The sequence below is a fragment of the Rhodobacter viridis genome, from assembly GCF_003217355.1.
Classification (GTDB): domain Bacteria; phylum Pseudomonadota; class Alphaproteobacteria; order Rhodobacterales; family Rhodobacteraceae; genus Rhodobacter; species Rhodobacter viridis.
Window position 1 is genome coordinate 25,921 of record NZ_QJTK01000017.1, and the last position, 24,962, is coordinate 50,882.

Genomic DNA, 24,962 nt, shown 5'->3' on the forward strand with positions numbered 1-24,962 from the left:
CGCGGCTCCGGGTGGGTGGCGGCAGGTGATCGTTGCGGGGCTCGCGGGCTAACTTGGCCTCAATGCCTCGGCCGTCGGCACATCCGGGGCGCAGGCTGATCCTGTCCGCCCACGATCTCGATATTGCGGCGCGGCTCGCCGATCATGTCGTCGTGCTCGAGGCCGGGCGGTGGACGGACGGCCCGCTTGTGCACGCGGCACGCCCATGCAAGGGTCGGGTGCGGAGGGACCCCATGCAGCGCATCACCATCACCATCGAAGACGATCTTCTGGCCGCGCTCGACGGGTTCATGGCGCGCTCGGGCGCTTCGAACCGGTCCGAGGCGCTGCGCGATCTGGTCCGCCGCGGGCTTCTGGCCGAGGATGCGCCCGATGCCTCCGAATGCGTCGGCGTGATCACCTATGCGCTTGACCCCTCGCAGCGCGATTTGGGCCGGGCCGTGCCCGAAAGCCGCCAGCGCCACCACGACACCACGATCGCCGCGCTGTCGGTGCCGCTCGATCATCACGCCGCGGTCGAGGTGGCGGTGATGCGCGGCACGGTCGGTTCGGTTCAGGCCTATGCCAATTCGCTGTTTCTGCAACGCGGGGTGCTGCATGGGCAGACCGCGCTGATCCCGGTCAAGACCGAGATCGAGTTTCACCTGCACGGTGCGCGGGCTCATACGCACGAGCATCTGCGGGTGCAGGATCGCTGGAAGCCCTGAGCCCTGTTCGGCGGTAAAGGTCGGCACGCCCATCGTCGGCTTGTCGCCGCGGTCGGGTTTGCCGGTGCAAAAGCAACTGCCAGCGAACACCGCGACAGGCAGACCGTTGAAGCGCACCAGCGTCTGGCCGGGATCAACCACCGGCGCGCCGAAATGCGGCTTCGGCATGGTCCCCTCCTGTCTGCTGTTGCGCCCTCGGCGCGGTCCCTCAGCCCCGCGCCGACAGCGCGAGACCGTTGTATTTCTGCCCGATCGCGGCCACGGCCGCCTGCTTGCGCGGCGAGAAACTCGGCTCGGCGCAATAATCCGCGAAGCGACAGGGGAAAAGACCCCCCGCCAGCAGAGGCCTGAGGACCGGCAAGGGGGCCGCCAGCACGCAGAAGTCATGCGCCATCGGCTGCCAGAGCCAGCATTCGGCGGCTGAAACCCGATCAGAAGGTTGTTGTGCCCCTCGTCAAAGGCGAGATCGGCCAGTTGCGCTGCATCGAGCCCCGCAAAGACCTGCGGTTCCTGCTTGTGGCCGTAACTCCACAAGGTCGCCTCGGTCGGCCCGAGGGCGGCGGCAAGCGCCAGAAGCGCCTCGTCGCCCGGAAGTTCGGGCAGGGGCGCGAAGGCCAGATCCGCCCGCTGAAGCGCCGCGGGGTCGAGCGCATCGCAATCGGGGATGAAGGCGTTGAAAGGGTCCATGCCGCGCTCCGGTCAGGTTACGGGAAGCGAATTTCTGTGTCGCGTCCATCGCGGCCGCCGATCTTTAGGGTTGGCGTCGGCCGCTGTCCTTCGCCTTGTCCCGCGTCTTGTCGGCCTCGGCGTTTTCCGTCTGGCTGGCAAGGATCCGGCGGCCATCGTGGTCGATCGCACCCACCGCGGCGGCGCCGAGAACCGCCCCGGCCGCGGGTCTACTGGGCGATCTCGGCGTCATCGCGCAAGACCACGGGCGAGGTGACCCCAGGCCCCGTTTTCAACACCGCAAAACCGGGCCGCTGCATCGGCACGAAGCGCAGGCGCAGGAAATAGGCATCGTCCTCCGTGCCTGCCATCCCCTCGAACACGAGCGCATGCGGGCCAAGCGGCACCTGCACCTCGCGGGTTTCGAAGACCGAGCCGATGGCGAGGGGCTCGTTCACCGCAAAGGGCACCTGCACCGCCCAGAGCGCGGCCGGATCGGGGCCAGGGCTGTCTTCCTCGACGACCTGCAAGCGGCATTGCCCGTCGTGATCGGGGACGCCGAAGGAGACCAGCCCCTCGGACCAGGCGAAGCCCTGCGCGACATGCTCGTCGGTCCAGAGCAGGCTCGGGCTGGGATGGCTGATCCCGTAAACAAGGATCTGCGTGTAATCGACAGTCATCGGAACATCGTCGAGGATCATTCATGGCCCCACAGTCAAAGTGATGGTGCAACCCGGTCGGGCACCGCGCAATTGCGCGGACATCTGCCCCCGGCGCTGCGGTTGTCGGAAGAGGGGATCAGCCGCAGCGAAGCGCCCGGACCGCCCTGGGTGAAGACGGCGGGCGGGTATTCGTCGCGGTCCCTCCCGGGCTTGCCCCGAGGCTGCCGCCGCAGAGCAGTTGCAAGAAGCACCGGCGTCCCAGCGCGGCTTCGGAACGCACGCCAAGCCCCCGCGCTTCGGTGATGTGATGCGCCGTCGCCGCGGCCAGCCGGGTATCGTCCCGCGCCGCGGTCTGGTCGGGCGCAACCCTGCACAGATAGGCCGCGACGCGGCGGCTCGTGCGGGCCTCGCGCAGCGCCTGCATCCGGGCCAGCGTCTCCGGGCTGAGACGCGCCATCCCGGGCTGCGCCAAAGGCCAGTCGGGGCGGCGCGCATAGCGCAGCGGCGCCTTGGTGCCCTCGGGCAGCCAGTCGGGGTCGGGGCAGAACACGATCGCCTCGGCCGGACCGAAAAGCCGCGCCGCCGTCTTCGGGATCATCACCATGTTCAGCCCGCGCAGATGCCGGAACAAGGCATCCCCGCCCGCGGCACAGCGCCAGAACACCGCGGCCGGACGGTTTTCAATCAGTGCCAGCAGCGCGGGCAAGGTCGCTTCGGGGGGGCGGCCGTTGCCTCTGACCGGTCTCTCGTCCAGCCAGACGAGTTGCGGTGCGGTGATCAGGCGGGCCGGGTCATTGTCGCCGCGATCGAGATAAAGCGCGGGCGCGTCGAAGCCGCCCAGCAGCAGCGCCCTGGGCAGATCGTCGAATTGCGCGCCATCCTGCACGGCCAGAACCGGGGTTGCGCCGTTTGCCTCCTGCAACACGATATCCTGCAGCGGATCGCCCATGATCCCCGCCTATCGCACGAAGGGCGTGGCCGAGGCGGCCATCGCGCGCAGGCATTTCGACCCCTCGCCCGGGCCGCCCGACCTGAAGTCGATCGCATCGCCCTCGACCACCACCGTCAGGCCGCGGATCCGCACGCCGGATTTCGAAATCTCGACATAGCCGTCGGGCGCCGACAGCAAGAGCGTGTCATCCGTCTTGATCTCCCAGCCCTTGGCCGTGCCCTCGAACTTTTCCTCGACCGAGATCTGGAAGAGCTTGCCCGAGGAATGGGCCGAGCCCTTGCCGGCATGGGGCGTGTATTCCTCGCCGATCTTCGTGAACTGCTTCTTGCCGACCAGCGTGTTCTGCCCCGCGCCGACCATGATGTTCTTGAAGAGCCCGATCTGTTCGGACCGCGCGAGCCCGATCGTGTCGGCCTGAAACGTCTCGATCACCGTCTTCATCATCTCGCTGACCGGCATCCCCGAGGACAGCACGGCCCCAAGCGCCGCCCCGAGACGCTGTCGATCGCCACCGTCGCATGGGTGCCCAGCAGCGCGTCGAAATCGAGGTCGGGCTGGATTGCCAGACAATCCACCCGCCAATCGAAAAGGGCGTTGAGCCGCTCGGTACCGGAAAATCGCTGCAGGACCGGCACGTCCTCTCCAGGACCCGTCGTCAACTGACCCATGCGGGCACCTTGGGAAAAATGCGCCATGGCCATCACTCACGATATCGATGGAGAAAAGGCACCCCAAAGCCGGAGTCGGGCAAGTGGAATGTGCGCCCCGGTTGGGCGTTCAGCCCTTGATGCGGCGCAGCGCGCGTTCGAGCGCGTCCAGAAACCGGCTGCGGTCGGCCTTGGTGAATCCGCCGCCGCGGCCTTGCAGGAACGGGTCGGCCGCGCGCAGATCGGCCATCAGATCGCGGGTGGCGAGCACGTTGCCGATATTGTCGGCCGTCAGCGGCTCGCCGTTGTGTTTGAGCACCTGCGCCCCCGCCGCGACGCATTTCGCGGCAAGCGGGATGTCGGCGGTGATCACCACATCGCTCGGGCCGGCGCGTTCGGCGATCCATTTGTCGGCCTCGTCCGGCCCGGCCGCGACGATCACCGTCTCGATCAGCGGATTGACCGAGGGCCGAATGCCGCCATTCGAGACGATCACCATCGGGTGGCGGTGCCGTGTGCCCACCCGCTCGACCTCGGCCTTGACCGGGCAGGCGTCGGCATCGACATAAATCGTCATGTCCTGGTTCCTTCCGCGCCCTCGGCGGGTTTCTTGCGCAGCGAGCTGCTCAGGTGGCGTAACAGCTTGGTGCCGGTCTCATGCAGCGAAAACGCCTGCCCCGAGCGGTACCATTCGCCGATCAGGCCGTTGATCATCACCATCTGCGCGATCGTCGCCTCTTCCGGGGTCAGATCATCGCTCAGGATCCCCTCGTCGCGGGCGCGTTCCATCATCCGAAGCAGCAGCCGGTAGATTTCCGCGTTCTTCGATTCGCGCCATTTCGCGGCATCGTCATTCGGCGTGCCCGAAATCAGGATCAGATGCAGCCGCTGCTGCACCGGCTCGGTTTCGAGCATCTGCAGGAATTCCGAGCCCGTCACTTCGAGCACTTCCAGCGGATCTTCGGGCAATTCCCCGGCGACGGCGGTCTCGATCCGGCACAGTTGCGGCGACTTGTAGCGCTGATAGATCGCGCTCAGCACATCCGACTTGTCCTTGAAATACCAGTAGAAAGCGCCGCGCGTCGCGCCGGCTTCGCGGGCGATCTGTTCCAGCGTCGTCTGTGCGATGCCGCGCGTGCAGAACAGACGTTCCGCCGCGTCCAGAATGTTCAGTCGCGTCTGTTCCGCGTCAGCCTTGCTGCGCCGCATGTCGGCTCGCCTCCCCGGCGGGCCTGACCCGCCGCTCCTGCCTGCCTTGTTTCGCCTTGCGCGATTTTGGTCAAGCTTCGTGTCCGCCCTCTTTACAAACAAACGCGCATGTATGTAAATCCGCTTCCAACGGTCCGGCCTGTCGGATCGAAAGCGCGAAGGACAAGAGCATGATGCGGATCGGGCGGCGGGGTTTTCTTCTGGGGGCGACGGCGGCGCTCGCCGGCTGCGCGCAGGTCAGTTACGAGGCTCCCGCGGCCAAGGTTCCGACGGGGTTCGATGCCGCCGCACCCGGTCGTGCGCAGCAGGGGCCGTGGTGGTCGGCCTTCCGTGACAAGACGCTCGATCAGCTGATTGCGGCGGGGCAGGCGCGCAATCTGGACGTGCTGCAGGCGGTTGCCGCGATCGAGGAAGCCCGGGCGAGCGTCTCGGCAACGGGCGCGGCCGATCTGCCGCAGCTGACGGGCACGGCCAGCGCGACGCGGGGCGACACCACCGGCGCGGGCATTCGCGAGACCAGTTCCGGCGCGCTCGCCGTGGGCTGGACGGCCGATCTGTTCGGGGCGAACCGCGCCAGCCGTGCGGCGGCTTCGGCGCGGCTCGATGCGGCCTATGCCTCGGTCGATGTGGCGCGGCTGGTGATGGAGGGCGCGATCGCGCAAGCCTATGCCGATCTGCGCTATCAGCAGGCGTCGATCGCGCTCACCCGCAAGTCCCTCGAAAGCCGCCGCAAGAGCCTGGACCTCACGCGCGCCCAGGTCGACAGCGGCACCGCCGGGCGGCTCGAACTGTTGCAGGCCGAGCAGCTGGTGGCCGAGGGCGAGGCGCAATTGCCGGGCTATGAGACCGGCTATGATCAGGCGCTGGTGACGCTTGCCACGCTGACCGCGCAGCCGGTCTCGGCGCTGCGGGCGCAGGTCGCAAGGGGCGCAGGCCAGCTGCGGCCGCGTTACAAGGCCAGTGTCGGCGTGCCCGCCGATGTGCTGCGCGCCCGCCCCGACGTGCGCAAGGCCGAGCGCAGCTATGCTGCCGCGGTCTATGACATCGGCGTCGCGAAAGCGGCCTTCTATCCCTCCGTCACGCTCTCGGGGTCGGTCACCCCGACGCATGTGCGCGATGCGAGCAACATCCGCTATTGGGCAGTCGGTCCCTCGATCAACCTGCCGATCTTCACCGGCGGCGCCAATCGCGCGAACCTGCGCGGTGCCGAGGCGCGGGCGGTTGCGGCGAAGCTCGCCTGGGAGCAGGCCGTGCTGACCGCCATCGACGATGTCGAAAGCGCGCTGGCCGCCTATAACCGCGATGGCCGCAACATCGCCGCGCAAGCGCATCTGGTCGAGACCAGCGCCGGAACTCTGGAGCTGTCGCGTACCAATTACAGCTTGGGCGAGGGCGACTTCATGACCGTCCTCGATGCCGAGCGCAGCTATCTGTCCGCACAACAAAGTCAGGCCGCGGCCGAACGTCAGCGCGCCGTCGATTTCATCACCCTCAGCGTTGCCGCCGCAGGCGGGATTCGCTGACCCTCCCCCTTTCAGACAGGTTTCCCATGTCTTTGTCGAAAACTCTCGGGCTGATCGCTCTGCTTCTTCCGCTGCCCGCCGTCGCGCAGCAAGGCCCGCAGGGGCCGTCGCCTGTCACCGTTGTTGTCGCCCATGCCAAGGACGTGCCGCTGACGGCGCGTCTGCCCGGCCGGATCAAGGCCTCGATCGAAGCCGAGGTGCGCCCGCAGGTCTCGGGCATCCTGCGCGGTCGGCTGTTCGAGGAAGGCGCGCCGGTGACGCAGGACCAGCCGCTCTACAAGATCGAAGACGAGACCTATCAGGCGGCTGTCGCCGCGTCAAAGGCGGCCGTGGCGCAGGCGAAGGCCAACCGGGATCTGGCGGTGCTGGAAGAGAAGCGGGCGCTGAACCTCTTCGCTTCGAATGCCGGATCGGCGCAGAACCGCGATTCCGCGGTGGCGACGCGGGCGGCGGCCGATGCGGCGGTGCAGGCGGCCGAAGCGCAGCTGAAAAGCGCGACGATCGAGCTCGATCGCACCACGATCCGCGCGCCCATCGCCGGGGTGATCGGGCTGACGCAGGCCACGACCGGCGCGCTGGTCGCGGCGCAGCAGACCACGGCGCTGACGACGATCCGCGCCCTTGATCCGGTCTATGTCGACGTGACGCAATCGGCGACCGACATCCTGCGCCTGACCTCGACCCCCGAGGGGCGGGCGATGCGGGCCGTGGGCGAGGCGGGGCTGATCCTCGCCGATGGTTCCGCCTATCCGATGAAGGGCCGGTTGCAGGCGGCTGAGCCGCGCGTCGAGCCGACGACCGGCATGGTGACACTGCGCATGAGCTTCCCGAACCCCGATCACATCCTTCTGCCCGGCATGTATGTCGAGGTCGACCTGCCGCAGGCTTTGGCCAAGGGCGCCTTCGCGCTGCCGCAGAATGTGGTGATGCGCGAGCCTTCGGGCGGAGCCTATGTCTGGGTCGTCGAAGCGGGCAAGGTGGCGCAAAAGCCGGTGACGGTCGCCACCTCTTCGGGGACGGACTGGATCGTGACCTCGGGGCTTAAGGAGGGTGATCAGGTGATCACCTCGGGCTTCCAGAAGACCGGGCCGGGGGCGCCGGTGGCCGTCGTTCCGGGCGCCGTCGTTCCGGCGGAGGCGCAGTAACATGGCGCGTTTCTTCATTGACCGGCCGATCTTCGCCTGGGTCATCGCGCTGGTGATCATGGGGGTGGGGGCGCTCTCGATCCTGCGCCTGCCGGTGTCGCAATATCCCTCGATCGCCTCGCCCGCCGTGGTGATTTCCGCGGCCTATCCCGGCGCTTCGGCCGAGACCGTCACCGATACCGTGGTGCAGGTGATCGAAAAGCAGATGACCGGCCTTGACGGGCTGCGCTACATCAAATCCGACACCACCGCGACCGGGCGGGCGACGATCACCCTGACCTTCGCGCTTGGCACCGATCCCGACATCGCGCAGGTGCAAGTGCAGAACAAGCTCGCGCAGGCCGAGGCGAGCCTGCCCGAAACCGTCACCCGGCAAGGCGTCACGGTCGAGAAATCGACGACTGGCTTCCTGATGGTCGCGGCGCTGATTTCGCCCGACAAGTCGCGGTCTTCGGTCGAGCTTTCGGACTACATGAACGCCTCGATGGTCGAGAGTTTCTCGCGCCTCAAGGGGGTGGGGGCTGTGACCGTCTTCGGCTCGGAACATGCGATGCGGATCTGGCTCGATCCGCGCAAGCTGAAGGCCTATGACATGTCCCCGGCCGCAGTGATCGCCGCGGTGAAGGGGCAGAATGCGCAGATCTCGGCCGGGTCGTTCGGCGCACTGCCTGCGCCCGAGGGGCAGCTTCTGAACGCCACGATCACCGCGCAATCGCTGCTGACGACGCCCGAGGATTTCGAGCGCATCGTGCTGCGCGCCGATACCGATGGCGGTCTGGTGCTGTTGCGCGATGTGGCGCGAGTCGAACTGGGCGCCGAAAGCTACGACATCGATGCCTTCTACAACGGCACGCCGTCCGCGGGGATGGCGATCCAGCTGGCCTCGGGGGCGAATGCGCTCGATACCGCAAAGCTGGTCAAGGACCGGTTGGCGGAACTCGCCCCCTATTTGCCGAAGGGGATGGATTACGTCATTCCCTATGACACGACGCCCTTTGTCACGCTGTCGATCGAGGAAGTGATCAAGACCCTCTTCGAGGCGATCGTGCTGGTGGTGCTGGTGATGCTCGTCTTCCTGCACAATCTGCGCGCGACGCTGATCCCGACGCTCGCCGTGCCGGTGGTGCTTCTGGGCACTTTCGGGGTGATGGCGGCCTTTGGCTTCTCGATCAACACGCTCACCATGCTCGCCATGGTTCTGGCCATCGGGCTTCTGGTCGATGACGCCATCGTGGTGGTCGAAAACGTCGAGCGGATCATGGCCGAGGAACACCTGTCCCCGCGCGAGGCCACCCGCAAGTCGATGGGGGAAATCTCGGGGGCGCTGGTCGGCATCGCGCTGGTGCTGTCCGCCGTTTTCGTGCCGATGGCCTTCTTTGGCGGCTCGACCGGGGAAATCTACAAGCAGTTCTCGGTCACCATCGTTTCGGCCATGGTGCTCTCGGTTCTGGTGGCGCTGGTCTTCACGCCCGCGCTCTGCGCGACGATCCTGAAACCCCATGCCGAGGCCAAGGGCGGCTTTGCGAACTGGTTCGGGGCGCGGTTTGAAAGCCGTTTCGGGCGGCTGACGAATGGCTATGGCGGCATCACGCGCTGGGTGGTGGCCAATCCGGTCAAGGGGCTGGTCGTCTATGCCTGCCTCGTCGCCGCGATGGGGGTGCTTTACGTCCGCACGCCGACCGCCTTCCTGCCCGACGAGGATCAGGGCGTGCTGATGACGCTCATTCAGACCCCCTCGGGCACCACCGCGGCGGAAACGAAGAAGGTCGTCGAGCAGGTCGAGGGCTATTGGCGCAAGGCGGAAGCCGACAATATCGACGCGCTGTTTTCGGTCGTCGGCTTCTCCTTTGCGGGCCAAGGCCAGAACATGGCGATGATGTTCATCAAGCTGAAGGATTGGGAGGAGCGGCAGGGGCCGCAGAACGGCGCGCAGGCGATTGCGGGCCGGGCCTTCGGGCCGCTGATGGGCGGCATCAAGGAAGCGATCGTGATCCCGATCGTGCCGCCGCCGGTGCTGGAGCTGGGCAACTCGAACGGTTTCACCGCCTTCCTGCAGGCGCGCTCGGGCCAGACGCATGAGGAACTGCTGGCCGCCCGCAACCAGCTTCTGGGCATGGCGGGGCAAAGCGGCAAACTGATGGCCGTGCGCCCGAACGGGGTCGAAGATGCGGCACAGTTCCGGCTGAATATCGACTGGGCCAAGGCCGGGGCCGTTGGCCTGACGGCGGCGGATGTCGGTGATTTCCTGTCCACGATCTGGTCCTCGGCTTACGTCAACGACTTCCTGCACGAAGGCCGCGTCAAGCGCGTTTATGTGCAGGGCGAGCCCTGGGCGCGCTCGACGCCCGCCGATTTCGCGCTCTGGCGGGTTCCGAATGCGAATGGCGATTTCGTTTCGCTGTCCACCTTCGCGACCGAGAAATGGGTCTACGGCCCGCAGCAGATCGTGCGCTATGACGCGCTGCCCGCGATGGAGATTCAGGGCTCGCCGGTGCCGGGTCTGTCCTCGGGCGCGGCGATGACGGAAATGGAAAGCCTTGCCGCGCAACTGCCGCCCGGCTTTGCCCTGCAATGGTCGGGCCTGTCGCTGGAGGAAAAGGAAGCGGGCAACGGCGCCATGGCGCTTTATGCGCTCTCGCTGGCCGCAGTCTTCCTGTGCCTTGCGGCGCTGTATGAAAGCTGGGTGATCCCGATCGCGGTCATTCTGGCGATGCCCGTGGGCATCATCGGCGCGCTCGTCGGCTCGTGGCTCGGTGGGCAGGCGAACGGGGTCTATTTTCAGGTCGGACTGCTGACTGTCGTCGGTCTGACCGGCAAGAACGGCATCATGATCGTCGAATTCGCCCGCGAGCGGATGCGGACGCTTGGCGAAGATGCCCTGACGGCGGCGGTCGAGGCCGCGCGGCTCCGGTTCCGCCCGATCCTGATGACCTCGCTCGCCTTCACCTTGGGCGTCGTGCCGCTGCTTCTGTCGACGGGCGCAGGCGCGGGGGCGCGCGAGGCGATCGGCTACACGACGCTCTTCGGCACGCTTTCGGGGACGGGGCTGGCGATCTTCTTCGTGCCGCTCTTCTTCCGGCTGACGAATGCGGCCTTTTCCCGGCGCAAGGCGGGGGCGGCCTGACCCCTCCGCCCGCGGCGGTCGACATCGGCGACGGCGACGTGCTAAGCCCGGCTTGGGCGCAGGCTTCGCCGTCGCCCTTTTCACGTCAAGGGGGCCAGCATGATCGAGAACCGCTTCAAACGGGCATTGGGCACCGGGCGCTGCCAGATCGGGCTTTGGACGACGCTTTCGACCAGCTTCGCGCTCGAGGTTGTCGCGGGCGCGGGCTATGACTGGCTCTGCCTTGATACCGAACACAGCCCCGGGGATCCGCTGACGATCCTGCCGCAGCTTCAATGCCTTGGCGGCTACCCCGAGGTCTCGGCCTGGGTTCGCCCGGCGGTCAATGACACCGCGCTGATCAAGCGGATGCTGGATGCCGGGGCGCAGACGCTGCTCATTCCGATGGTGAACAGCGTGGCCGAGGCGCAGGCGGCCGTGGCCGCCACCCGCTACCCGCCCGAGGGCGTGCGCGGCGTGTCGGGCCTGACCCGGGCGACCCGCTTTGGCCGGATCGAGAATTACATGGCGCGCTGTGCGGACGAGCTTTGCGTCATCGCGCAGATCGAGACCGTCGCGGCGCTGGACGCTTTGGAGGACATTGCCGCCGTGCCGGGGATCGATGCGCTGTTCGTCGGGCCTGCGGACCTGTCGGCCTCGCTTGGCTTTGGCGACAATCAGGCCCATCCCGATGCGCGGGCGAAGGTGCTTGAGACCCTCAAGCGCATTCAGGCGGCGGGCAAGCCTGCGGGCATCCTGACCACCGATCCGGTGATGCAGAAGATGGCGCTGGAGATCGGCGTCGATTTTCTGGGCATCGGCATCGATGCGGGGCTTCTGGCGCGCGCGGCCGAGACGCTGCGGCAGGGGATCAAGGCGCTCTGACCGCCGTCGGATCACGCGGTTGCGATGGGCGCCCCGCGGGTAGCGCTTGACCTTCGTCCGGCAAAGGTGAACCATTCGGTTCAGACTCGATCCGGAGGTCCGCGATGTCCCTGCCGTCTGTCCCTTTGCTGTCGCTCGCCGTGCTTGTCGCGCTGGCCGCGCCTGTTGCGGCGGAATCGCCCTTTGCCGGGCTTCTGGCGCGGATCGAGGGGGCGGGGGATCAGACCGGCGTGACGGCCTCGAACGGGCGGCTTGAGGCACAAAGCATCGATGTGGCCGGGAAATATGCCGGACGCCTGACCGAGGTCACGGCCTCCGAGGGGCAGATGGTGGAGGCGGGCGCGGTGCTGGCCCGGCTCGATGATCGCGACGCGCAGGCGCAATTGCTGGCGGCCGAGGCCTCGGTCCTGCAGGCGCAAGCGGCGAAGGCCGAGGCGGAAGCGGCGGTGATGCAGGCGCAAAGCGCGCTTGATGTGGCCAGGACCAGCCGAGACCGGGTGACGGTGCTGCATGGCGAAGGCCATGCGGCGCAGGCGCAGCTTGATGATGCGGTGAATGCGGCGACGGCGGCGGAGGCCGCGCTCGCCTCGGCGAAGGCGCAGGTGCAGAACGGGGCAGCGCTGATCGCCGCGGCCGAGGCAAACCGGGTACAGGCGCAAAACGCGCTTGAGGATCTGGTGATCCGGGCGCCGATCCGGGGTCGGGTGCTTTATCGGCTGCACGAACCGGGCGAGGTGATCGCGGCGGGCACCCCCGTCGTGACGCTGCTCGATCTGACCGACGTTTACATGGTGCTGTATCTGCCCGCTTCGGTCGTGGGCACTTTGGCGCTGAATGACGCGGCGCGGCTGGTGCTCGATCCGGTGCCGCAATATGTCGTGCCCGCGCGCATCAGTTTCGTCGCCCCGCAGGCGCAGTTCACCCCGAAATCGGTCGAAACCAGCACCGAGCGCGCCGATCTGGTGTTCCGCGTCAAGCTGGCGATCCCGCGCGATCTGCTGGTGCGTTTTGCCGATCGGGTCAAGGTCGGCGTGCGCGGCATCGGCTTCGTGCGGGCGACGCCCGAAACACCTTGGCCCGCCGATCTGGCGGTGAAGCTGCCCGAGTAGACCGATGCAACCGGTGGCCCGCCTCAGTGGTGTTTCGCATCGCTACGGCGCGGTGACGGCGCTTGACGCGGTGAGCCTTGAGATCCCCGCAGGCGTGATGGCCGGGCTGATCGGGCCGGATGGGGTCGGCAAATCAAGCTTGCTCGCCCTTGTGGCCGGGGTCCGGCGCGGGCAGGCGGGCGCGGTCGAGGTTCTGGGCGGGCCGATGGCCGAGCGCCATCACCGCGCTGCCGTGGCCCCGCGCATCGCCTACATGCCGCAGGGGTTGGGGCGGAACCTTTACCCGACGCTGAGCGTGGTCGAGAACCTGCAGTTCTTCGGACGACTCTTTGGCCAAAGCGCGGCCGAGCGTGATGCCCGCATCGCCATGCTGCTGGACGCCACCGACCTTGCGCCCTTTCCCGACCGTCCGGCGGGCAAGCTGTCGGGGGGGATGAAACAGAAGCTCGGCCTGTGCGCGGCGCTGATCCATGACCCGGATCTTCTGATCCTCGATGAGCCCACGACCGGCGTCGATCCCTTGTCGCGGCGGCAGTTCTGGGAATTGATCGCCCGCGTCCGCGCCACCCGGCCGGGCATGAGCGTGCTGACCGCCACCGCCTATATGGAGGAGGCCGACCGCTTCGACTGGATCGCCGCGATGGAGGCGGGCCGGGTCATCGCCACCGGCAGCCCGGCCGATCTGCGCGCCCGCACCGGGGCGGCGAGCCTTGAAGAGGCCTTCGTCGCGCTTTTGCCCGCGGCCGTCCGCGCCGGTCACGCCGCCGTGCCGGTCCTGCCCCGGCGCGACACCGGCGGCCGCATCGCCATCGAGGCCGAGGGGCTGGTGAAACGCTTCGGCGCCTTTACCGCGGTCGATCATGTCGGCTTTTCGATCCCCGAGGGCGAGATCTTCGGCTTTCTGGGCTCGAACGGTTGCGGCAAGACGACGACGATGAAGATGCTGACCGGGCTCTTGGACCCGACCGAGGGGGTGACGCGGCTCTTCGGGCGCGAACTCGGCCGCTCCGACATGACGGCGCGGCTTGGCATCGGCTACATGTCGCAGGCGTTTTCGCTTTATGGCGAGCTGACGGTGCGGCAAAACCTGATCCTGCATGCGCGGCTCTACGGGGTCGCGCCGGAGCGGCGGCTGGCCCGTTTGGCCGAGGTGATGGCCGAATTCGATCTGGCCGAGGTGGCCGAGGCGATGCCCGAAAGCCTGCCTTTGGGCATCCGGCAGCGGCTGCAATTGGCGGTCGCGATGATCCACGAACCGCCGATCCTGATTTTGGACGAGCCGACTTCGGGCGTCGATCCGGTGGCGCGCGACGGGTTCTGGGCGGTGCTGATGCGGCTCTCGCGCGAGAAGGGCGTGACGATCTTCATCTCGACCCATTTCATGAACGAGGCGGCGCGGTGCGACCGGATCTCGCTCATGCATGCGGGCCGGGTGCTGGAGGTGGGCACGCCCGCGGAAATCGTCACCCGGCGCGGCGCCGACAGTCTGGAGGCTGCCTTCATCGCCGCGCTGGAGGCCGAGGCCGAGAGTGTCGAGAGCGGCGCCGATGTGCCCGTGCCCGCACCCGGCCCCCCGCGGGGCAGGCTTTCGGCGGCGCTCACCCGGGCCTATGCCTATTCCTGGCGCGAGACGCTGGAATTGGCCCGCGATCCGATTCGGCTGTTCTTCGCGCTTCTGGGTCCGGTGATCCTGATGCTGGCGATGGGGTTCGGGATTTCCTTTGACGTCGATCGGCTCTCCTTTGCCGTGATGGATCAGGATCAAAGCGCCGAAAGCCGCCGCCTGACCGAGGGGTTCAGCGCGATCCCGCAATTTGGCGAAACCGCCCCCTTTGCCAGCCCGACCGAGTTGCAGACCCGGATGGGGCTGGGGGGCGTGACGCTGGCGCTCGATATCCCCGAGGGCTTCGGGCGCGATCTGCACCGTGGGGACGTGCCGGAAATCGGTCTGACCTTTGACGGGGCGATGCCGTTTCGCGCCCAGACCGCGCAGGGCTATGCCCTTGGCGTGCTGCAGGATTTCACCGAAAAGATCGCAGCTGAGGAGGGGATCGGCACCACCAGCAAGGTGGGCTTCGAGACCCGCTACCTGTTCAATCAGGCGTTTGAGAGTGCGAATGCGATGGTGCCCTCGGTTCTGATGCTGATCCTGATGCTGGTGCCGGCGGTGATGGCGGCGGTCAGTGTCGTGCGGGAAAAGGAAACCGGCACGATCGCGAACTTCCACGCCACCCCGGTCAGCCGGATCGAGTTTCTGCTGGGCAAGCAACTGCCCTATCTGGCGCTGGCCTGGGTCAGTTTCTGGGTGCTGATCGCGCTTGGGGTGACGGTCTTTGCCGTGCCGCTGTCGGGCAGCCTTGCCGCGCTGGCCTTTGCCGCGCTGGTCTATGTCACGGCCACGACCGGCTTTGGCCAGCTGATCTCGGCCTTCACCCGCACGCAGGTGGCGGCGGTCTTTGCCACCGCCGTCGTCGCGATCATCCCCACAGTGAACTTTTCCGGCTTGGTCGTTCCGGTCTCCTCGCTGGGCGAGGGCGGGCGGATCTTCGGTCTGGCCTTCCCCGGCGCGTGGTTCCAGCCGGTCTCGGTCGGAGCCTTCCTGAAGGGCTTCGGCTGGCCCGAGGCACTTTCGGCCGCCGCCGTGCTTGGCGTCTTCGCCCTTGGCTATCTGGCTCTGGCGATCCTTTCCCTTCCGAAGCAGGAGCGGTGAATGCGCAGTCTTCGCAACATCCTGTGGCTGACCGGCAAGGAGCTGCGGGCGATCCGCGGCGACCGGGTGATGCTGGTGCTGATCGCCTATGTCTTCACGCTGGCGGTCTGGCTGGTCTCGGATGCCGCCAGCACCGAGGTCGATCATCTGGCCACCGCCGTGGTGGACGAGGATCGCAGCCAGCTTTCCGCCCGGCTGACCGATGCGATCCGCCCGCCGCTTTTCGCCGAGCCGGTGCCGATGACCGCCCCCGAGGCCGCGGCGGCGCAACGGGCGGGCAAGGCCATTCTTGTCCTGACGATCCCGCCCGATTTCGAGCGCGACCTGCACGCCGGGCATCAGACGACCTTGCAGATCCTTGTCGATGCGACGGCGGTGGCGCAGGCGGGCAATGGCGCCAGTTTCCTGCGCCAGACGCTGGCGCAGGAGCTTTCCGCCGCGCTCGCGCCGCGGGCCGTCAGTTCCGATCCGGTCACGGTGGTCTTTCGTAACGCCTTCAATCCGAACCTGACCTCGAGCTGGTTCAGCGCGGTGATGCAGCTGATGAACAATGTCACCATCCTGATGCTGATCCTCTCCGGGGCCTCGATGATCCGCGAACGCGAGCATGGCACGATCGAACATGTGCTGGTGATGCCGGTCCGCCCGCACGAGATCGTCGCGGCCAAGATCCTCGCCTCGGGGGCGGTGATCCTTGCGGCCTCGCTCTTCAGTCTGGTCGTGGTGGTCGAAGGGGCGATGGGCGTGCCGGTGGCGGGCTCGCTGGCGCTTTATGCCGGGGGGGCCGCGATCTATGTCGTGGCGGTGGCGAGCCTTGGGCTGCTTCTCGCCTCCTTCACCCGGACGATGGGGCAATTCGGACTTCTGGTCATTCCGGTGATCGTGCTGATGATCCTGCTCTCGGGGGGGATGACGCCGCTCGAATCGATGCCCGACTGGCTACAGGTGCTGATGCGCACGGTCTCGCCCGCGACGCATTTCGTGATCTTCGCGCAGGCGGTGCTCTATCGCGGCGCGGGGCTGGAGCTCGTTTGGCCGGAAATGGCGATGATGGCGGGCATGGCGACGGTGGCCGTGACGATCGTTCTGGCCCGGTTTCGCAAGGTTCTCGCCGGTTAGGGGCTTAATCGGAAAAACCGATCCTTAACGACTTGCGGCTAGTTTCGGCCCAAACCCTTCGGGAGGGCCGCATGACCATTCTCGTCATCGATGACGAATCCAGCGTTCGCGATGCCTATCGCCTGCTCTTCTCCGGTCCCGAGACCACCCGCCCGGTGTCGCGCGCCGATGCTTTGGCAGAGGAGCTGTTCGGCGCTGCACCCGTGCAGCCACGGACCGAAGCCGCAACGGGATTCGAGGTCAGCTTCGCCGCGCAGGGGCTGGAAGGGGTCGAGCTTGCCGCCCGCGCCTTGCAGGCGGGAACCCCCTTCAAGGTCGCCTTTGTCGATGTCCGGATGCCGCCCGGCATCGACGGCAAGGAAACCGCGCGTCGGTTGCGCGCGATCGACCCCGACCTGCATATCGTCATCGTCTCGGCCTGGTCGGATCATTCGGTGACCGACATTGCCGCCGTCGCCGGTCCGGCGGACAAGATCTTTTATATCTGCAAGCCCTTCGAACCCGACGAAGTGCGCCAGATGGCCCGGGCGCTCAGCGAACGGTGGGACAATGACACCCGGCAGCTGAGCTTTCTGCGCGCGAAGGTCGCCGAGCTTGCGGCGAGCGAAGCCCGTGCCCAGCACATCGCCAATCATGATTTCCTGACCGGGGCCGCGAACCGGATGGCCTTTCAGAACGCGCTGATCGAACGGCTCGACGCCGGGGCCGGCGATCTGTTCGTGGCCTTTCTCGATCTCGACCACTTCAAGCATGTGAACGACACCTTCGGCCATGATGCCGGGGACGAGGTGATCAAGATGGCCTGCGCCGCCTTCGTTGCCCGCGCGCCCGAGGGCACGATGGTCGCCCGGCTCGGCGGGGATGAATTCGGCGTGCTGCTGACGGGGATGGACCGGGACGCGGCTTTGGCCACCTGTCACGGGATGCTCGAAACCTGCTCGGGGGATTTCTCGGTTTTCGGCAATTCGGTCTTCATCGGGGCCTCCTGCGGTTTGGTCGATTGCTCCTGCCACCCCGATTGCGACGCCGCCGACCTGATGCGCTTCGCCGATCTGGCGCTGTTCGCCGCAAAGCAGGATGGCGGCCAGACCGTGCGGGTCTTCGACAAGCAACTCGACGCCAGCCAGCAGTTCCGACAGCGGATCGAGGCCGGTCTGTTCTACGCTTTGGCAAGCGAGGAACTGTCGATCCATTACCAGCCCATCGTCACCTCGGATACGTTGGAAGTCGCGGGATACGAGGCGCTCTTGCGCTGGAACAGCCGCGATTACGGCGCCGTTCCGCCCGGCGTCTTCATGCCGATCGCCGAGGAAAGCCCGGTGACGCTGCTTCTGGGCGATTGGGTCGTTGAACGGGTGCTGCGCGACGCCCGCGGCTGGCCCGACAAGTTCACCGCGATCAACTTCTCGCCCCGCCAGTTCCAACGCCTTGATTTCGTGACACGGCTCGTGTCCGAGGCACGTCAGAACGGCATTCCGCCCGCGCACATCCAGATCGAGGTGACCGAAAGCACGCTGCGCTCGCATGCCCGGCAAAGTCGCAAGATCGTCGATGATCTGCGCGCGCAGGGCTTCCGGGTCGCGATCGACGATTTCGGCACTGGCGCCTCGAGCATCGCCAATCTCAAGGATCTGGCGGTCGACGCGATCAAGATCGACCGCAGTTTCATCGACGGCATGGACAGCGACCGGCCTTCGGCGGCGATCGTCACCGCGCTGTCGCATCTCGCCTCCGGTCTCGGACTTGACATCGTGGCTGAGGGCGTGGAGCGCGTCTCGCAACGCGATGTGTTGCGCCAACTCGGCTGTTCGCATCTGCAAGGTTTCCTGTTCGGACATGGTGAGTCGATCGAGCATGTGCTGTCGACCAGCGCGATCGCGGTGGCACCGGCCCGCAGCGTGGCGGGCTGAGGGGGCGACATGCGCCTGCCCCGGCTCCGCCCGACAAGCCTGCGTGCCGCGCTGATCTTCGATCTGGCGGTGATCGGTGTCAGTGCCGCGGCGCTGATCTTTGCGGTGGTCAGCCTGATGATCCGGCACAGCTTCGGTGATCTGGAAGCTGCCGATGTCGCCCGCAACGTCGACCGGACCCGTGCCGCTCTCGCCGCCGATCTTGCCGCAACCGAAGCGCATGTGCTCGACTGGGGAATCTGGGACGAGACCTATGACTATCTGAAAGATTTCAACGCCGGCTACGAAGCGCGGAACTTCAATGCCGGCTCTTTCGTCAATGCCGAAATCAGTTGCGCCGCCTATATGCGATTCGATGGCGGCGGGCAGCGCAGCTTCTGCTTCGACGCCGACAGTGACGAGCCCGACCCGGAACTGGCCGCAGCGTTTGCCCGCAGTTTCAGGGCGATCCCGTTGCAAGCGTCACGCAATCGCAAGGGCTCGCGGGTGGGTTATTGGTCCCATGACGGGCAGCTTTTCGCCGTTGCCAGCACGCCGGTGCTGCGCAGCGACGGGTCCGGCTCTCCCGAAGGTAAGCTGGCCTTTCTGCATCGGATCGACGCGCTTCCCCTGGCCGAAGCCCTGCAGGTTCCGGTCAGGCTGGACTTTGCCGAATTGAGCGCGACGCCGCAGCTTGTCGAGGCGGGCAAGGTCCTGCACGTCTCGGTTCCGGTGGCGACGACGACCGGCCCGCCCGTTGCCATGCTGCGTTTCGACTTGCCGCGGCAGATGCTGGTGGCGGGCGAGCGTCTGCGCGATCTGACGGTTCTGGCGATGCTCGCTCTGCTCGCCGCGCTGCTTGCCCTTTTGGGGCGCAGGCTGTCCACCCAGGTCATGGTCCCGCTGCTTGCCTTTCGGGAACATGTGGGTCGGATCCGGCACGAGGGTGAGCTGGTGCCGCTTTCGGGGCCGCCGCGCGAAGACGAAATCGGCGCGCTGCAATGGGAATTCAATGCGATGGCCGCCGAGCTCGAGGCGCTGCGGCTCAGCCATGCTGCGCAATCCTTTGCGCTCGGCCGCGAGCAGAATGCGATCGGGCTTTTGCACAATTTGCGCAACAGTCTCAGCCCGGTGCGGGTGATCCTGTCCGATCTCGAACGCCATCTGGGCGCGATCCTGCCGGCCGAGGCCGAGCGGGCCCGCGCCGAATTGGCCGATCCGCAAACCGCCGCCGAGCGTCGGCGCCGATTGGTGGCCTATCTCGACGCGCTTGAAGCCGATCGCGCGGACCGGTCCGGACAGGCGCGGGCTTTGTTGCAGGAGGCCGGGCGTTGCCTGTCCGAGGCACTCGAAGCGATGCGCGCGCCGCGCGACCCGGAGAAGGTGAACCGCAACGAGGAGTGCGATCTGTCGCGGGCGCTGGCTCATGCGGCGACGGCGGCGCGGTTTGCCGATGGTCCGAAGATCGACCTGACGATCGAATGCCCGCCCGATCTGCAGGTCTGTGGCAACAGGGTTCTGTTGGCGCAGGTGCTGGAAAATCTTGTCGTCAACGCGACCGAGGCGATCAGGGCCACCGGACGCACGGCGGGCCGGATCGATATCACGGCAAGCCCGACCGAGGGGACTGGGCGCTGCGTGGTGCTGGTGCGCGACGATGGTGACGGCTTCGACGAGCCGACCGGGGCGCGACTTTTCGAGCGTGGCTTTTCGACCCGCACCGACAAGCGCGGCGGGCTGGGCCTGCATTGGTGCGCGAATACGCTTGCGGCGCTGGGCGGCAGCCTGTCCCTGACCAGCCCCGGCCCCGGTCAAGGCGCGCTGGCGCGTCTTGACCTGCCGCTGATGGCCGCCGCCGCCCGGGCCTTGCGTCGGGCGGGCTGAGGGGTCAGCGCGCGCCCGCCTCGAACGTCTGCCAGCAGATCGGCGAGCCGACCCCGACCCGTGTTGTCTCGGCCGAGACGAAGCCCAGACCATCGGCTTCGGCCAGCGGGAACAGCGTCGCCGATGCGCCTTCGCCCAGGCGATGCACCACCGGCAGGCCATCGATCTCGCGGTTGCCAAGCCGGATCGGGAAGATCTCGGCGCGGCCCGGCTTGCGGGTCCAGTCGAAGCCAGCCCGCCCGGCGCAATGGAAGAGCGGCACCGGAACCGCGCCCTTCAACCGGGCGATCTGCGCCGAAACGAACAGCGTGAAGCCGACCAGCGCCGAGAAGGGATTGCCCGGCAGCCCGGTCACCGCGGCATTGCCCAGACGTCCGAACATCACCGGCTTGCCGGGTTTGAGCGCGACTTTCCAGCCGTCGATCTGGCCCCCCGCGGCGAGCAGGGCCGGGCGCAGGTGATCCCGCCCGCCCATCGACACCGCGCCCGAGGTCACGATCAGATCATACTGGCCCTGCAGGCTGAGGAACTTCGCCAACGTCGCCTCGGCATCGTCGGGCAGGATGCCGTGATCATCGACCTCGGCCCCGGCACCGCGGGCCAGCGCGATCAGCATCGGCCGGTTCACATCGGGCATCGTGTCCGCGGAGCCGCTCTCGGCGCCGGGCCGGTGCAACTCGTCGCCGGTCGAGAGGATCGCCAGACGCGGGCGGCGCACGACCTCAAGCTGCGTCACGCCATTCGAGGCAAGCAGGCCAATGTGATGCGCCCGGATGCGCGTGCCGCGGCGCAGCAGCAGCCCGCCTTCGGGCTGTTCCGACCCCACCGCGCGGATATGCGTTCCCGGCGCGGGGACGGTCGTCAGCTGCACCTCAGTTCCGGTCTCGGTCACGTCTTCGACCGGCACGACGGCATCGGCGCCCTCGGGGATCTGCGCCCCGGTAAAGATGCGCAGCGCGGCGCCTTCGGGCAGGGCGGGGGCCTGCATTCCGGCGGCAACCGTGCCGACAATGGGCAGCGTCAGACCTGCGGCCAGATCGGCCGAGCGCAGGGCAAAGCCATCCATCGCCGAGCGCGCGGCGCGGGGCAGGGCGATTTCGGCGCGCAGGCTGGTGGCAGAGGTCCGCCCCGCCACATGCGCCAGATCGAGCGTTTCGATGCCGCTGAGCGGCGCGACCAGTCCGCAGGCCAGTCGGCGGGCGGAATCGAGGTCGAGCATCGCGGATGCCGGGTGATCGAGTGCGGGCATCTGCCTTCCTTTCGTGTCGGACCGGCCGTCGCTGCGGTGCGGCAGGCCGGGAAAAGCGGGGTGGAAACCATCCCGGTCGGGTCCTGCGGTCTGGATCGGAAGCGAGGGGCTCCGCGCCGCGGCCCGGCCGAGAGCATCGGAGGCATGCGTCGGAAGGTCAACCTCCGCCGCTTGCGATATTTTCTCCTCGCCCTGTGCGGGAGAACCGGCTGCGGCGGTTGCGCGAAATGCTGTGTCGTTGCCCGCAATCGCGGCACAGGCCGCGGATGATCCCGGTTTTTTGACCCCGGTTCCGGCTTGGCGCTTGCAAGATAAATGCAATCCGGGTCTCTGTGACAGAAAGCTGACATTGATTCGCGGAGCCGATCCTGAGCGACACCGACCAACAGCCCCTGCGTGCGCGGCTTGCCACGGCCGCCGAGACCGGCTCGCCGTCGATGCGGGCGATTGCGCATTTCATGCTGGCGCAGTTTCAGGATCTGCCCTTCGAGACGGCGGCGACGCTGGCGGCCAAGGTGCAGGTCAGCGAGGTCAGCATCGGGCGGTTCTGCCGGGCGATCGGCTACGCGAATTTCAAGGACCTGAAAGAGCATCTGAAGGATGACATCGGCGATCAACCCTGGCTGATCAAGGATCGGCTGGATGCGCTGCGCCGCGCCCCGGATCAGCGCGACGAACGGCTGTCGCAGGGGCTGAAGGCCGAGATCGCGGCGCTGGTGGGCGTTTACGAACTGGCCCGGACCGAGGATTGGCAACGGGTGGCGGAACGGTTTGCCCGGGCGCGGCGGGTGCTGGTGGCGGGGTTTCAGACCGAGCGGGGCCTCGCGCAATATTTCGCGGCGCAGATGCAATATGTCCGCCCGGGCGTGCAGGTCGTGGACCTGTCGGCGGGCAATTTCTCGGAAGTGCTGACGGAGCCGGTTGTGCCGGAGGAGACCTGTCTCGCGATTTTCGAAGCGCGTCGCTATGCGCGGCAGGCGCTCGTGCTGGCCCGCGAGGCGCAGGCGCGCGGCATTGCGGTGACGCTCTTCACCGACCGCTATTGCAACTGGGGCGCCGATCACGCCGACGAGGTTTTCATGGTGGCGACCGAGGTGAACCAGTTCTGGGACTCGACCGCGCATCTCGCGCTGCTCGGAAATCTGATGATCAACGACATCTTCCTGACGCTCGGCGAGGGGGCCGAGACCCGTCTGAACGAAATCGCGCGGCTTTACGGCGCGTTTAGTGGCCATGTCGGCAATCCGCTGACACCGGTCGCGCAATAATCACCACCAACAGGGGAAAGACATGACACTTCGTTCGAAACTTCTGGCCTGTGCGATCGCCCTTCTGACAATGGCGGGCACCGCGCAGGCCGAGAAACTGCGCCTTGGCACCGAGGGCGCCTATCCGCCCTTCAACTTCGTGCAGCCTGACGGCACGATCGCGGGCTTCGATCTCGATATCGGGCTGGAGCTGTGCAAGCGCATCGGCGCCGACTGCGAGGTCGTCGCGCAGGATTGGGATGGCATCATCCCCGGGCTGATCGCGAACAAATATGACTTCATCATCGCCTCGATGTTCATTACCGAGGAACGCAAGAAGCAGGTGTCCTTCACCGACCCCTACTACAAGGCGGCGATGACGCATGTCGTTCCGAAAGATTCGGAAATTACCGAATTTACGAATGAAACGCTTGCGGGCAAGGTGGTCGGCGCGCAATCGGGGACGACGCAAGCCGATTATGCGGTGAAGATGTATCCCGATGCCGACGTGCGGCTTTACCCGACGCAGGACGAGGCAAGCCTCGACATGGCCTCGGGGCGGCTTGACGTGATGGTGGGCGACATGCTGCCGCTGCTCGATTTCGTGCAAAAGACCGAGGACGGCAAGTGCTGCAAGCTCGCCGGTGAGCCGATCACCGATCCGGCCTTTGTCGGCGAAGGTGTGGGCATCGCCGTGCGGCAGGAAGACAATGATCTGCGCGAGCGGCTGAACAAGGCGCTGGCAGAGATCCGCGCCGACGGCACCTACAAGAAGATCAACGACAAATACTTCTCGATCGACATCTATTCGATGAAGTGATCGCGGCCCCGGCCGAGGCGGCAGATGATGGAAACGCTGTTCTCATATGGCCCCCAAGGCTGGGGCGACGAACTCCTTGCGGGGGTTTGGGTGACGCTGCGGCTTGCCGCGGCCACCCTTCCCGTGGGGCTATTGCTGGGCTTCGTGGTGGCGGCGGCTTCGCTGTCGCGCCGTCCCGTCTTGCGGGCGATGGGCTGGGGGTACACGACGGTGATGCGCGGGATGCCGGAAATCCTGACGCTCTTCATCGTCTACAACGGGCTCGGGCTGGGGCTGAACCGCCTCCTCGACCATTTCGCACCGCAGATCGGCGCGGTTGATTTCCCCCCTTTCGCCGCCGGGGTGATCGCGCTGGCGCTTGTCTTTGCTGCCTTCGCGGCCGAGGTCTTGCGCGGCGCCTTTCAGGCCGTGCCCGAGGGGCAGGTGCTGGCCGGGCTGGCCATCGGCATGACCGGGCGGCAGGTGTTCTGGCGCATCAAGTTGCCGCAATTGTGGCGCTTTGCGTTGCCGGGCATGGGGAACCTCTGGCTCAACCTGCTCAAGGACACGGCGCTCGTTTCGGTCATCGCGCTCGATGATCTGATGCGGGCGACGAAGGTCGCGGTCGGCGTGACGAAGCAGCCCTTCACCTTCTATCTGGCCGCCTGCCTGATCTATTGGGGGCTCTGTCTTGGCTCGGAGCTGGTGCTGACCCGGCTTGAAGCACGGGCGAACCGTGGCGTGCGGAGAGCCTGAGATGAGCCTGATCGAAAGCCTCTCAACCAATCTGCCGAAACTGCTCGACGGTGCGGAAACGACCTTGATCCTGACCGGATTGGGCGCGGCGCTGGCCGCCGTCTTTTCGCCCGGTCTGGCGCTGATCCGCCTGTTCGGTCCGACCCCGGCCAAGATGCTGTTGCGCGCCTATATCTCCTTCGTGCGCGGCACGCCGCTTCTGGCGCAACTTTTCCTTGTCTTCTATGGCTCGGGGCAGTTCCGCGCCGAATTGACCGGGCTTGGCCTCTGGTCCTTTTTCCGCGATCCGTTCAACTGCGCGGTGCTGGTCTTCGTGATCAACTCCTGCGCCTATCAGACCGAAATCCTGCGCGGCGGGATCGAAGCCGTCCCCCCGGGCGAGATCGAGGCCGCCCGCGCCATCGGCATGACCCGTGCACGGGTGCTGGCCCGGGTGATCTTCCCGCATGCCTATCGCATCGCCTGGCCGGCGCTTGGCAACGAGGTGATCTTGCTGATGAAAGCCTCGGCTTTGGCGTCGATCGTCACCGTCTTCGACCTGATGGGGCGCACGCGGCAGATCTTTTCGCGCAGCTTCGAATTCTCGGTCTATTTCGAAGCCGCGGCCCTCTATCTGCTGATCACCGTCGTCTTCGTCTTTCTGTGGCGGCAGATCGAACGCCGCCTGACCCGCCACATGCGCCGCACGCAAGGAAGCTGAG

22 protein-coding genes are annotated in these 24,962 nt (G+C 66.8%); 14 read left to right on the forward strand and 8 right to left on the reverse strand.

Going from position 1 to position 24,962, the window contains the following annotated elements:
• Positions 1-233: 233 nt before the first annotated feature.
• Positions 234-707: a nickel-responsive transcriptional regulator NikR gene (gene nikR / locus C8J30_RS16040; protein WP_110806853.1), complete on the forward strand. Its 474-nt coding sequence runs from the start codon at positions 234-236 to the stop codon at positions 705-707.
• 208 nt (positions 708-915) lie between these two features.
• Here nikR and C8J30_RS16045 read toward each other — a convergent pair whose 3' ends face one another.
• The 7 genes from C8J30_RS16045 to C8J30_RS16075 all read right to left on the reverse strand — a co-directional run bounded on the left by C8J30_RS16045 (position 916) and on the right by C8J30_RS16075 (position 4,843).
• Positions 916-1,101, reverse strand: coding sequence for a hypothetical protein (locus tag C8J30_RS16045; RefSeq protein ID WP_110806854.1), 186 nt, complete (start codon positions 1,099-1,101; stop codon positions 916-918).
• Between the two features lie 357 nt (positions 1,102-1,458).
• Positions 1,459-1,626, reverse strand: a complete 168-nt coding sequence (locus tag C8J30_RS18730) for a hypothetical protein (RefSeq protein ID WP_181420918.1) — start codon at positions 1,624-1,626, stop codon at positions 1,459-1,461.
• Entirely contained in the window at positions 1,604-2,074 is a 471-nt protein-coding gene (comJ, locus tag C8J30_RS16050; protein ID WP_110806855.1) for a competence protein ComJ, read from the reverse strand. The genes C8J30_RS18730 and comJ overlap by 23 nt, the downstream gene beginning before the upstream one ends.
• 14 nt (positions 2,075-2,088) lie before the next feature.
• On the reverse strand, positions 2,089-2,409 hold the full coding sequence (locus tag C8J30_RS19480; RefSeq protein ID WP_110806875.1) for a NucA/NucB deoxyribonuclease domain-containing protein: 321 nt from the start codon (positions 2,407-2,409) through the stop codon (positions 2,089-2,091).
• 584 nt (positions 2,410-2,993) lie between these two features.
• The gene (locus C8J30_RS16060; RefSeq protein WP_220033796.1) at positions 2,994-3,461 is read right to left on the reverse strand and encodes a hypothetical protein; all 468 of its coding nucleotides are present in this window, start codon (positions 3,459-3,461) and stop codon (positions 2,994-2,996) included.
• A gap of 303 nt (positions 3,462-3,764) precedes the next feature.
• Positions 3,765-4,211: a YaiI/YqxD family protein gene (locus C8J30_RS16070; RefSeq protein ID WP_110806857.1), complete on the reverse strand. Its 447-nt coding sequence runs from the start codon at positions 4,209-4,211 to the stop codon at positions 3,765-3,767.
• Positions 4,208-4,843 (reverse strand): TetR family transcriptional regulator, encoded by a 636-nt coding sequence (locus tag C8J30_RS16075; RefSeq protein ID WP_110806858.1) that lies wholly within the window; start codon positions 4,841-4,843, stop codon positions 4,208-4,210. The genes C8J30_RS16070 and C8J30_RS16075 overlap by 4 nt, the downstream gene beginning before the upstream one ends.
• Positions 4,844-5,013: 170 nt before the next feature.
• Here C8J30_RS16075 and C8J30_RS16080 point away from each other — a divergent pair, with 170 nt between their 5' ends.
• From C8J30_RS16080 to C8J30_RS16120, 9 genes are all read left to right on the forward strand, one after another.
• Positions 5,014-6,366: an efflux transporter outer membrane subunit gene (locus C8J30_RS16080; RefSeq protein ID WP_110806859.1), complete on the forward strand. Its 1,353-nt coding sequence runs from the start codon at positions 5,014-5,016 to the stop codon at positions 6,364-6,366.
• 26 nt (positions 6,367-6,392) lie between these two features.
• Positions 6,393-7,511 carry an efflux RND transporter periplasmic adaptor subunit gene (locus C8J30_RS16085; RefSeq protein ID WP_110806860.1) on the forward strand — a complete coding sequence of 373 codons (1,119 nt, stop codon included), beginning with the start codon at positions 6,393-6,395 and terminating at the stop codon, positions 7,509-7,511.
• Between the two features lies 1 nt (position 7,512).
• Positions 7,513-10,635: an efflux RND transporter permease subunit gene (locus C8J30_RS16090; RefSeq protein ID WP_110806861.1), complete on the forward strand. Its 3,123-nt coding sequence runs from the start codon at positions 7,513-7,515 to the stop codon at positions 10,633-10,635.
• Between the two features lie 99 nt (positions 10,636-10,734).
• Positions 10,735-11,499, forward strand: a complete 765-nt coding sequence (locus C8J30_RS16095; RefSeq protein WP_146227942.1) for an HpcH/HpaI aldolase family protein — start codon at positions 10,735-10,737, stop codon at positions 11,497-11,499.
• Between the two features lie 104 nt (positions 11,500-11,603).
• Complete coding sequence (locus tag C8J30_RS16100) at positions 11,604-12,608, forward strand: HlyD family secretion protein (protein WP_110806862.1); 1,005 nt, start codon at positions 11,604-11,606, stop codon at positions 12,606-12,608.
• A gap of 4 nt (positions 12,609-12,612) precedes the next feature.
• The gene (gene rbbA, locus C8J30_RS16105; protein WP_110806863.1) at positions 12,613-15,318 is read left to right on the forward strand and encodes a ribosome-associated ATPase/putative transporter RbbA; all 2,706 of its coding nucleotides are present in this window, start codon (positions 12,613-12,615) and stop codon (positions 15,316-15,318) included.
• Entirely contained in the window at positions 15,319-16,437 is a 1,119-nt protein-coding gene (locus tag C8J30_RS16110) for an ABC transporter permease (RefSeq protein ID WP_110806864.1), read from the forward strand.
• Between the two features lie 71 nt (positions 16,438-16,508).
• Positions 16,509-18,347, forward strand: coding sequence for a putative bifunctional diguanylate cyclase/phosphodiesterase (locus C8J30_RS16115; protein ID WP_110806865.1), 1,839 nt, complete (start codon positions 16,509-16,511; stop codon positions 18,345-18,347).
• Between the two features lie 9 nt (positions 18,348-18,356).
• Positions 18,357-20,210 carry a sensor histidine kinase gene (locus tag C8J30_RS16120; RefSeq protein ID WP_110806866.1) on the forward strand — a complete coding sequence of 618 codons (1,854 nt, stop codon included), beginning with the start codon at positions 18,357-18,359 and terminating at the stop codon, positions 20,208-20,210.
• Positions 20,211-20,214: 4 nt separating this feature from the next.
• On the opposite strand, the gene C8J30_RS16125 is transcribed toward C8J30_RS16120, so the two are convergent.
• Entirely contained in the window at positions 20,215-21,459 is a 1,245-nt protein-coding gene (locus C8J30_RS16125; RefSeq protein WP_110806867.1) for a molybdopterin molybdotransferase MoeA, read from the reverse strand.
• Positions 21,460-21,896: 437 nt separating this feature from the next.
• Here C8J30_RS16125 and C8J30_RS16130 point away from each other — a divergent pair, with 437 nt between their 5' ends.
• From C8J30_RS16130 to C8J30_RS16145, 4 genes are read left to right on the forward strand one after another with little or no spacing between them, the layout of a single operon-like run.
• A complete protein-coding gene (locus C8J30_RS16130) occupies positions 21,897-22,727 on the forward strand; it encodes a MurR/RpiR family transcriptional regulator (protein ID WP_110806868.1) in 831 nt (276 codons plus the stop codon).
• Between the two features lie 22 nt (positions 22,728-22,749).
• On the forward strand, positions 22,750-23,526 hold the full coding sequence (locus tag C8J30_RS16135; RefSeq protein ID WP_110806869.1) for an ABC transporter substrate-binding protein: 777 nt from the start codon (positions 22,750-22,752) through the stop codon (positions 23,524-23,526).
• Between the two features lie 24 nt (positions 23,527-23,550).
• On the forward strand, positions 23,551-24,261 hold the full coding sequence (locus C8J30_RS16140) for an ABC transporter permease (protein WP_220033802.1): 711 nt from the start codon (positions 23,551-23,553) through the stop codon (positions 24,259-24,261).
• A 1-nt stretch (position 24,262) separates the two neighbouring features.
• On the forward strand, positions 24,263-24,961 hold the full coding sequence (locus C8J30_RS16145; RefSeq protein WP_110806870.1) for an ABC transporter permease: 699 nt from the start codon (positions 24,263-24,265) through the stop codon (positions 24,959-24,961).
• Position 24,962: the final 1 nt, after the last annotated feature.